The 9,602-nt window shown below is 62.3% G+C and carries 8 protein-coding genes; 4 read left to right on the top strand and 4 right to left on the bottom strand.

Annotated elements, in window-relative coordinates:
• The first annotated feature begins 438 nt into the window (after positions 1 to 438).
• A complete protein-coding gene (locus M0D66_RS31680; protein WP_266212516.1) occupies positions 439 to 3,123 on the top strand; it encodes a response regulator in 2,685 nt (894 codons plus the stop codon).
• A gap of 36 nt (positions 3,124 to 3,159) precedes the next feature.
• Entirely contained in the window at positions 3,160 to 4,080 is a 921-nt protein-coding gene (locus M0D66_RS31675; RefSeq protein WP_266212515.1) for a DUF72 domain-containing protein, read from the top strand.
• Between the two features lie 77 nt (positions 4,081 to 4,157).
• Here the strand turns inward: M0D66_RS31675 and M0D66_RS31670 are convergent, their stop codons facing one another.
• Complete coding sequence (locus M0D66_RS31670; protein WP_266212514.1) at positions 4,158 to 5,003, bottom strand: MBL fold metallo-hydrolase; 846 nt, start codon at positions 5,001 to 5,003, stop codon at positions 4,158 to 4,160.
• 108 nt (positions 5,004 to 5,111) lie between these two features.
• The gene (locus tag M0D66_RS31665; protein ID WP_266212513.1) at positions 5,112 to 5,807 is read right to left on the bottom strand and encodes a glutathione S-transferase family protein; all 696 of its coding nucleotides are present in this window, start codon (positions 5,805 to 5,807) and stop codon (positions 5,112 to 5,114) included.
• Positions 5,808 to 6,035: 228 nt separating this feature from the next.
• On the opposite strand from M0D66_RS31665, the gene M0D66_RS31660 reads away from it, so the two are divergent.
• A complete protein-coding gene (locus M0D66_RS31660; protein WP_200651543.1) occupies positions 6,036 to 7,064 on the top strand; it encodes an SGNH/GDSL hydrolase family protein in 1,029 nt (342 codons plus the stop codon).
• Positions 7,065 to 7,286: 222 nt separating this feature from the next.
• Positions 7,287 to 7,553, top strand: a complete 267-nt coding sequence (locus M0D66_RS31655; RefSeq protein ID WP_266212518.1) for a hypothetical protein — start codon at positions 7,287 to 7,289, stop codon at positions 7,551 to 7,553.
• Here M0D66_RS31655 and M0D66_RS31650 read toward each other — a convergent pair.
• A complete protein-coding gene (locus M0D66_RS31650; RefSeq protein WP_266212512.1) occupies positions 7,498 to 8,889 on the bottom strand; it encodes an ATP-binding protein in 1,392 nt (463 codons plus the stop codon). The genes M0D66_RS31655 and M0D66_RS31650 overlap by 56 nt on opposite strands.
• Positions 8,886 to 9,599, bottom strand: coding sequence for a response regulator (locus tag M0D66_RS31645; protein WP_093632907.1), 714 nt, complete (start codon positions 9,597 to 9,599; stop codon positions 8,886 to 8,888). The genes M0D66_RS31650 and M0D66_RS31645 overlap by 4 nt, the downstream gene beginning before the upstream one ends.
• Between the last annotated feature and the right edge of the window lie 3 nt (positions 9,600 to 9,602).

Genomic DNA, 9,602 nt, shown 5'->3' with positions numbered 1-9,602 from the left:
TGAACCACTACAGTGCCCCCCCGCACAGGGGGAACGCTAATAGACCACTAACAAAACAAGGAAAGGCACAAAAGCCAGGAACACGGACAAAAGCGCCGCGTAGGCAAACACCTCAAAAACAGGCCCCGCCATAAAAACCACAAACCAAAAGACAGACAAAAGACCACCCTTTTTTCCGCTATATACGACCCACCTGCGCAAGCCAGGTAAAACTTCCCAACCCCTCCACACGCATTAGTTCGGCAGAACCCACAAAGCCCTCTAGAGAGGGTCCCCACCCAACCGTTGTGGCCTACAATTATTGCTGCCGCGTGGCCGCTTCGCGCCCGCTGTGCACGGCAGAAGATTTATCCCGCCTCCTGCTGAACACTCACGCGCGCCATGCGCGCCGGCAGAATGGGGGCACACTCATCGACGTGACCTCTGTGGAGCGCAGCAATGCCATTCCCGGCACAAGACCATGGTTGCCCCGGCTGGAACGGGGAAATGGCACGACGCATCAGCGAATTCGACTGGGCGGCCACCGACCTCGGCGCAATAGAAAACTGGCAGCGCAGTCTGACCGCCACCGTTCAGATGCTGCTCGCCTCGCCCGTCCCCCTGGTGCTTCTGTGGGGCAAACCCGGCTACATGATCTACAACGACGCCTACGCGATTTTCGCGGGAGGACGGCATCCGTATCTACTCGGCTGTCCGGTCGAACACGGCTGGCCGGAAGTCGCCGATTTCAACCGTCACGTGATGACGACGTGTCTCGCTGGCGGCACCCTGTCGTATCGCGACAAGGAGCTCGTTCTGCTGCGCGACGGTAAGCCCGAAGAGGTCTGGATGGACCTTTACTACAGCCCCGTTGCCGACGACAGCGGCGCACCCGCGGGCGTCCTCGCGATGGTCGTCGAAACCACCACGCGTGTACTCACCGAACGCTGGCGGCAACATGCCGAGGCCGAACTGCGCGAAACCAACGAACGGCTGCAACTCGCGCTCAATACCGGCGCGGTGCTCGGCACATGGGTGCTCGACGCGCGCACCGGCATCGTCACCGGTGACGAACGTTTCGCGCGCACCTTTTCGTTTCCATTGGAAGAAGCCGCGAAAGGGCTTGAACGCAATGCAGCGACGCAAGTGATCCATCCCGACGACCAGCCGCTCAACGACCGCCTGACGGCCGAAGCGATACGCACCGGCCAGCCGTTTCGCGCCGAATACCGGATTCGCCGCCCCGATGGCGACTACATGTGGGTGCAGGCAAACGGCCAGTGCGAGTTCGACGAACAGGGGGAGCCGACGCGCTTTCCCGGCGTACTGATCGACATCCACGAACGCAAGATCGCCGAACAATCGCTGCGTCAGTTGACCGAAACGCTCGAACAACGCGTCGCCGATGAAGTCGCGGCACGGGCGCTCGCCGAAGAACAGTTGCGCCAGGCCCAGAAGATGGAAGCGATCGGCAGCCTCACAGGCGGCGTCGCACACGACTTCAACAATGTGCTGCAAGTAATCAACGGCAATCTGCAGATGCTCGCCGCCGACGCCGGTGAGAGTCCGGCCACGCTACGGCGGTTCTCCGCCGCGACGGATGCCGTCAAACGCGGCGCGAAACTGGCCGCGCATCTGCTCGCCTTCGCGCGCCGTCAGCCGCTCTCGCCTACCGTGCTCAATCCGTGCCGCCTGCTCACCGGCATGAGCGAGATGCTGCACCGCGCGCTCGGCGAGACCGTCAAGATCGAAACGGTGTTGAGCGACGACCTGTGGAATGTGCAGGCCGATCGCAATCAACTCGAAAACGCCCTGCTCAATCTTGCGATCAATGCGCGCGACGCGATGCAAGCCGACGGCACGCTCACCGTTCGCGCGACGAACCGCGTGCTGGATCATGCGTTTTGCCGCGGCAAGCCGGAACTCTCGCCAGGCGAGTACGTGGAGTTCTCGGTGAACGACACGGGCACCGGCATGAAACCCGAAATCCTGGAGCACGTGTTCGAACCGTTCTTCACGACCAAGCCCGACGGCCACGGCACGGGCCTCGGCTTAAGCATGGTGTTCGGCTTCGTCAGGCAAAGCGGCGGCCATACGGTGATCGACAGTGAAGTGGGACGCGGCACGACCGTCTCGCTGTTTTTCCCGCGCTGCTGCGAGCCGGAAACAGTCGAAGCCGTCGATCAGACCTCGGCTCCGGTGGGCGGCGGCGAAACGATTCTGGTGGTCGAAGACGATGCGGATGTGCGCCTGACCGCCGTCGAAATGCTCGCGCAACTCGGCTATAAAGTGCTGACTGCATCGAGCGGCGATGCGGCGCTCGAATTCATCGACAGCGACGTGCCGATCGATCTGCTGTTTACCGACGTCGTAATGCCCGGCCAGGTGAAAAGCGTGGAACTGGCGCAGCGTGCGGCGGCACGCTCGCCCACGGTGCCAACGCTCTTCACCTCGGGCTATACGCGCGACGAGATCGTCCATCACGGCAAGCTCGACGCCGGCATCACGTTGCTGTCCAAGCCTTATAGACGTGACGATCTCGCGCGCAAGGTGCGCAGCGTGTTGCGCGGCGCCGGCGTCGCCAGCGTGAGCGAGGGGCAGATTTCACCCTGCGTGCCGCGTACGGTCTACGATCCTGCCGGTGCAACTGAAGCGTCCAACCCGCGCGAAAGCCTGCACGCGCCGGCCCCTTCGGGTGAAAAACCGCTCGCCCACACCCCGGCGAATTCGCTAGCGGATCGCCTGGCAAATCCGTCGTTGCACCAACCCGGCACGCCGGCTCGCGTGCTGCTGGTCGAAGACGACGCCGATTCGCGCGACGCACTCTGCGATCTGCTCGGCGCGCTAGGCCTCGACTGCACCGCGGTCGGGAGCGCAGAAGAGGCGCTGCCGCTCGTGCCCGTTCAACGTTTCGACGTGTTGTTCACGGACCTGACCTTGCCCGGCATGTCCGGCGACAACCTGGCGCGCGCGGTGCTGAGTCAGCAGCCGGACATCCGCGTGTTGCTGGTGTCGGGTTACGGAGAGAACGCCGATATCGGCGACACCATTCCCGGCGCTCGGCTGCTGGGCAAGCCGCTCGATATCTCGCAGCTGCGGCGCGAACTCGCGGAGTGGCTCGATCACACGGAGGCGGCTTCCTAGGCTCGCCTGTGCGCGGTAACCACCACTTTGACGCCGATGGACATCCTCTGCGGCACCGCAGGCTGGACCGACAAAACGCTGATCGCCTGCAAGCGGTTTTACCCGCCCGGCAGCAGCAGCGCTGAAGCCCGGCTGCGCTTTTACGCATCGCAGTTTCCATTGGTCGAAGTCGATTCGGCCTACTACGCTATGCCGTCGGCAAGCAACGCGCAGTTGTGGACCGAACGCACGCCGGAAGACTTCACGTTCAACTTCAAGGCGTTCCGGCTGTTTACCGGGCATCAGACTTCGCCCGACGTTTTGCCGAAAGACATTGCAATGGCGCTGCCGGAAGGCATCACAGGTCCGCGCAAGAAAAACGTCTACTACCGCGACATGCCTGCCGAAATCCTCGACGAACTGTGGCGGCGCTATCTGGAAGCGCTGGAACCGTTGCGCGCGAGCGGCCGGCTCGGCGCCGTGCTGTTCCAGTTCGCGCCGTGGATCACGCGAGCGCCTGATGGTCTCGCGCTCGTGGAAGAATGCCGGGCGCGCATGGCGGCCTACATGATGGCCGCCGAGTTTCGCAATCAGTCCTGGTTCGACGATCAGCACGCGCCATGGACGCTCGATTTTCTGCGCGAACGCAGCCTCGTCCATGTGATCGTCGATGCACCACCGGATGTGACGAATCGCGTGCACACCATCTGGGAAGCAACCCATCCTCAACTCGCGATGGTGCGTTTGCATGGCCGCAATACGCAGGCATGGAGCGCAACGGGCGCGGCGAGCGCGGCCGATCGCTTCGACTACGACTACAGCGAGGACGAACTAACCGAATTGGGCCCCTCGATCCGCGCAATCGCGACGCGGGCCGGCCGCACCCATGTCATCTTCAATAACTGCTTCGAGGACCAAGGGCAGCGCAACGCGCGGACGCTAATGAGCATCCTGGGGGCGAGCGCGAATCCACCATGATTCGTTTCGGTGGCCAACTGGAAAAGGCACGACCAGGCATCGGGCAGCGCCGCGCTTCGCAACTTGCCGGGAAAGTCTCAGTCCGCTTTTACCGTATCGAGAAACGCTCGGAGTTCGCGCTGCATGGTCGGTGCATCCAGAACGACACTTCCGCCATGTCCGGCGAATACGCCACTGAAGCTTTCGTGAACGAGCCGCTCGAGGGAGCGAAGCTGGGTGGGCCAGTCGTACCAGCAAAAGTCGCGAAAGGCATGCAGAGCGCGCTTTTCGAAATCCCAACTCAGTGAATCTCCGGAGAAAAGCGCGTGGTTGATGAGGAACATGACGCTTCCCTGCGTATGTCCCGCCACCGGAATGACCCGAACGCCCGGCAACATCTCATGCGCCAGATCACTTGTGATGACGTCGGTGACGAACGGTGCGCCATCGGCATCGTTTGCATGGATCCAGACGCGGGCGCCAAAGCGCTTCGCATAGAGGCCCGCGTCCGCGACATCGTCGCGGTGAGTCAATAGGATGTGATCCAATCCTCCGGCTTCCGCGATCCAGCGCTCGAGGTGGCCGGACCAGCGCGGCCCGTCGATCATCAGACGCAGGCCGCCTGCAAGGGTGAAGTAGCTGTGAGCGCCGTACGAAGAGCGGGCGTTATATCCGAGCCGCCACACGCCGGGCGCCATGACTTGCGGGAAGAGGCCTGTCGGCATCTTCAAACCTTTAGGCGCCCGAACGGCAGCCGCCGGACAGAGAAGCACGCCTCGCCACGCATCTTCTGTTTCCTGTTCACTGGCAGGCTGGTGAGCAAACGCCGAAGCACCGTTTCGCTCGATGAACAGATTGGGAGCGGCCGTTCGAACCGCGCCGCAGTTGAAGCACGCTGCACTTACGTGCCAATGATCGTCGACATCATCTTTGTCCTCCGCCATAGCGCGCTCCTGGCTGATATTGGGCAGACGGTTCAAAGATAGCATCTTTGCCCGATTGAGAATTGCGGATCGTTTAGTTGGCCCTCGCGATGACACGGCCGACCTTCATCAGCCGGCCGGTTGCTGGCCAGTGAAAACCGCCAATTGCGCGGCGAAAGCACGTTTGTAGGCGGGCCTCGCTTCACCGCGGGCAACATAGGCGGAGAGGTTCGGATATTCGTCCAGCAGCCCCGATGCTTTCAACCTGAGTAGTACGGACACCATAAGCAGGTCGCCCGCGCTGAACGCACCATCGAGCCAGTCGGCGTTGCCAAGGCGATTGGAAAGCTCGCCCAGCCGGTCACGGATGCGATCCTTGACGAGCGGCAGGCGCTCGTCGTACCAGCTCTTGTCTCCCTCCAGAAATTTAGCGGTTTGGAGATCGAGGATCGGCGGCTCAACCGTGTTGAGCGCGGCAAACATCCATGTGATCGCGCGTGCGCGGGCATCCGCATCGTCAGGTAGCAGGCCTGCGTGGCGCTCGGCGATATGAAACACGATCGCCCCCGACTCGAACAGGACCAGCGCGCCTTCTTCATAGGTCGGGATCTGCCCAAAAGGATGAAGCGCGCGATGCGCGGGTTCCTTCATCGCATCGAATGAAACCAGACGCACCTCGTAGGGTTGGCCGACTTCTTCGAGCGCCCAGCGAACACGCGTGTCACGCGCCAGTCCCCTGCCGCGATCGGGCGAACGTTCAAAGGCGGTGATAACGGGGGTCAGTGGAAGGGGCACGATGGATTCTCCTTTTGCCGGATGTCTCATTGCGTGCCGGATACGCAATTCCAGCGCTTATCTACTCGACGTTCGAGATAGGGCTGAATCGACATCGCTGAACTCATTTTATTAGACGACCCAATCATCCCGCTGCGTGGCTCGCCGCGAGCGGCATCTTTATTGCTACCCCAGAAGTGCTGTTAAGAGAACGATATGCAGGCTGGCGATACGTCCGCCACATAGGGCAACCGCCCGTTCAATCTGTGGGGAGGCGCTATGCAAGGAAGCAAAGACACGGTACGTGCTGTAATTGTTGCCGCGATGATGTCGCTGTTAACAGCTTGCGGCGGCGGTGGAGGCGGAGGCAGCTCGAGTAATGGCAGTGGCACAGCCACGCCGCCGGGCGGCGTCAAATTGCAAGTTGTCTCATTCGGCGACAGCCTGTCGGACGTCGGGACCTATGCGCCGCTCGCGAGCGCGGTGGGTGGCGGGCGTTTCACCACCAATCCGGGCCAGGTCTGGACCCAGAACGTCGCGCAATATTACGGCGGTACGCTAAGCGCCGCATTTACGATCGACATCACGCATAAGCTGAGTGCGCAAAACGGTCTCGGCTATGCCGAGGGCGGCTCCACCGTGGCGACGCCGGCAAACCAGAACGACTTTCTTACGAACGTGATCGGCAATGTCGAAATGCCGGTCAATCAGCAGGTTTCGAGCTATCTGGCCACGCACGGGAGTTTCAATTCCGGTCAACTGGTTCTGGTTTGGGCCGGCGCGAACGACGTGCTTCGCGCCGGTTCGCTGCCGGCGGCGGCGCCGACGGTGCAAACGGCGGCAACCACCCTCGCTCAGCTTGTCGGGCAGATCGTTCAGAACGGCGCCACGCATGTGGTGGTGGTCAATGTGCCGAATGTCGGTCTGTCGCCCAAAGGCCTCGCCGCGGCCGACGGCGGGGCCAATCTGACCCAACTATCGCAACTCTTCAACCAGGACCTGAACGCTGCCTTGCAGGCCGATGGCCTGCAAGGCAAGGTCATCCAGATCGATTCCTATACATGGGTAGACCAGATCATTGCGAACTTTCAGGCTAATGGCTTCGTCGTGGCAAATACCGGTCAGGCCTGCGACCCCAAGAAAACGCCGGACGACACGGCATTGCTGTGCTCACCGGCGACCTATGTGACGGCCAATGCCGATCAGACGTACATGTTCGCCGACGATCTTCATCCGACGACGCATCTGCATGCGCTATTCGCCCAGTTCGTCGAACAGCAGATCGCCAGCAGCGGTCTGGGTCACTGAGCCTTCAGAACGATGACGACTTGCCGACGTAAGGCTTTCCCGATAAATTCCGGCGACTTGCGCTTCGTCTGGCGTGTGATACGTTAGTGTTAGGGATGTTCGTGTAGGTGCGCGGCACGAACGACCCCTGGTATGATGCCAATCGAGCGCCGGCCGGCGCTCGATTCGGCACCACGTTTCGCCGCAGCGTTTGTCATTGCATTTCCAGCCACGAGAACCATCATGCCCGCCCAACACGACGAAGTCCCCACTACCAGCACCACGCCGGGCAAGACTAAGCGCAAGGATCTGTCCATGGTGGCGCGCAATCTTATGATGGTTGCGATCGGCGTCATCGTCTTCGCGATCGTTGCGACTGTCGTGCTCTACGGTCCGATTACTTACGGCGACGAGATTCCCAACTTCGGCATCATCCTCATGCTGACCGTGCCGGTCATTGCGGGCGTGGCTTTCCGGGTGGGACTGGATGCGTGGCTGGACCGGGAATGAGTGGCAGCACCACCCACACTTCTAACCCGCCGCCCTCGCGCGCATGAAACTGCAGGCTGCCGCCGTGCAGCCGCGCGATCCGTTCGACAATCGCCAGCCCCAGCCCGGTGCCGCCGATATGCGCGCGAGCATTGCGGCCACGCTGAAACGGCGCTTTCAGTTGCTCCAACTCCTCCGCTGAAAGACCTTTGCCGCGATCGCCCACCGCGACATACACAGCTTCGCTTGTGGCCCAACTGCGCACGGAGAACCCGGTGCCGCCATAGACGATCGCGTTCTGCATCAGGTTCATCAGAAGCCGCATCATGCTGATCGGCCGGTAGGCAATCGCAGGCAGAACCGCGAGCGACAGCTCAAACTCATGGCCCAGCCCGGCGAAATCGCCGGCAAGCCGCTCGACCAATGCATTGAGATCGCCGGGCTCCGCCGCTTCACGCTCGCCACTGCCGGCGTAATCCATGAACTGCTGCAAGATCGTCTCGATCTGGTCCAGATATCCCTCGGCGGCGACCACGAAGCTGCTGTCGCTGCCGTCGGGCATCGCCATGGCCATCGAAAGCCGCAACTTGGTGAGCGGCGTGCGGATGTCGTGCGAGATGCCCGCCAGCATCAGCGCGCGCGTCGCCTCGGCCTGCTGCAGCGCATGCGTCATCTGATTGAACGCGCTGCTCACCGTGGCGATCTCGATAGGACCGTCGGTCGACAACGGCGCGGGCGTTTCACCGGCACTCACGCGACGCGCGGCCTGCGTCAACGCCTGCAGCGGCTGGTTGAGGTGGCGCTGAATCACGTAGCCGGTCAGCGCCGCCAGCGCGCCCAAACCCAGCGACAACAGAATCGCGGCGTCGAGTCCGTTGCCTTGCGCGTCCTCGGGAATCGGCAGCGCGATCCAGTACGGCGTGTGCGGCGCATCGGCCGGCGCATGCATGCGAATCCACAAGCGTTGACCGCCTTCGGACTGCCAGAGCGCGGGCATGTCGGCGGGCAGATGCTCGCGCAAACTCTCGAGAAACACGTTGCGTTGATACGTGCGATAAGCGCGCATCAGACTGGGCGGTGGTTCAAGGGCGGCATCGGCGGGTAGTTGCGTGCGAGCGTCGAGGCGTGCAGTCAACTGGGCGCGCGCACCCGGCGGCGTGGCTTGAAGCAGACTATCGAGCGTTGTCACGTAAGTGGCGAACACCGTGGCTGCCCGTTCGACGCGGGGCCGCTGTACATAGTGCAGCAACACCGCAAGCGCGCAGAGCTGGCTCAGCATCACCAGCACGATCAGCAAGAGGATATTGCGCGCCAGCAGCGTTTTAGGCAGCGCCCTCTGCAGCCACGCGCGCGTCATGAGTCGACGTCCGCGACCAGCATGTAGCCGACACCCCACACGGTCTTGATGAAGCGCGGCTTCGACGGGTCGTCCTCGATAATTTGCCTGAGCCGCAGCACCTGCACGTCGATGCTGCGATCGAGCGCATCGTGATCACGCCCACGGGCGCGCGCCAGCAGATTGTCACGGCTCACGGGGCGGTTCGGCGACGAGGCCAACGCGACCAGCAACAACATCTGCGCCGAATGGATCTCCAGCAACTCACCGGTACGCGACAACTGCTGCTTGCCGACATCGAGACTGAAATCGCCGAAACGTACGCTCTGCGAAGTCACGGTGACATCGCCCGAGGCGATCTTCTGGCGGCGCAACAGCGCATTGATCCGCGCCACCAGTTCACGCGGCAGGAAGGGTTTGGCGAGGTAGTCGTCGGCGCCGGTTTCGAGGCCGAGCACCCTGTCGAGCGGATCGCCCTTCGCGGTCAGCATCAGGATCGGCAGCGTCTGCCCTTGCTCGCGCAACCGGGCGCAGATGGCAAGCCCGTCCTCTTCGCCGATCATCAGATCAAGCACCAGCAGATCGAACGGCTCACGCTCGAGATAGCGGTCGAGCCGCTTGCCGTCCTCCGCGATCCGGACATCGAAGCCATGCCCGCGCAGAAAACGCTGCAGCATGTTGCGCAGTTCGGCTTCGTCGTCGAGCACGATGATTTTGGCGGGGCGTTCCATACG

This window comes from Paraburkholderia sp. SECH2 (genome assembly GCF_030464795.1).
GTDB classification, from domain to species: domain Bacteria; phylum Pseudomonadota; class Gammaproteobacteria; order Burkholderiales; family Burkholderiaceae; genus Paraburkholderia; species Paraburkholderia aspalathi.
Note: the sequence above shows the minus strand (reverse complement) of the source record. Positions and strands in the feature narration are given on the sequence as shown.

Coding starts and splice junctions, on each gene's coding strand:
- M0D66_RS31680 (WP_266212516.1), top strand. CDS start 439: ATGCCATTCCCGGCACAAGACCATGGTTGCCCCGGCTGGAACGGGGAA.
- M0D66_RS31675 (WP_266212515.1), top strand. CDS start 3,160: ATGGACATCCTCTGCGGCACCGCAGGCTGGACCGACAAAACGCTGATC.
- M0D66_RS31670 (WP_266212514.1), bottom strand. CDS start 5,003: ATGGCGGAGGACAAAGATGATGTCGACGATCATTGGCACGTAAGTGCA.
- M0D66_RS31665 (WP_266212513.1), bottom strand. CDS start 5,807: ATGAGACATCCGGCAAAAGGAGAATCCATCGTGCCCCTTCCACTGACC.
- M0D66_RS31660 (WP_200651543.1), top strand. CDS start 6,036: ATGCAAGGAAGCAAAGACACGGTACGTGCTGTAATTGTTGCCGCGATG.
- M0D66_RS31655 (WP_266212518.1), top strand. CDS start 7,287: ATGCCCGCCCAACACGACGAAGTCCCCACTACCAGCACCACGCCGGGC.
- M0D66_RS31650 (WP_266212512.1), bottom strand. CDS start 8,889: ATGACGCGCGCGTGGCTGCAGAGGGCGCTGCCTAAAACGCTGCTGGCG.
- M0D66_RS31645 (WP_093632907.1), bottom strand. CDS start 9,599: ATGGAACGCCCCGCCAAAATCATCGTGCTCGACGACGAAGCCGAACTG.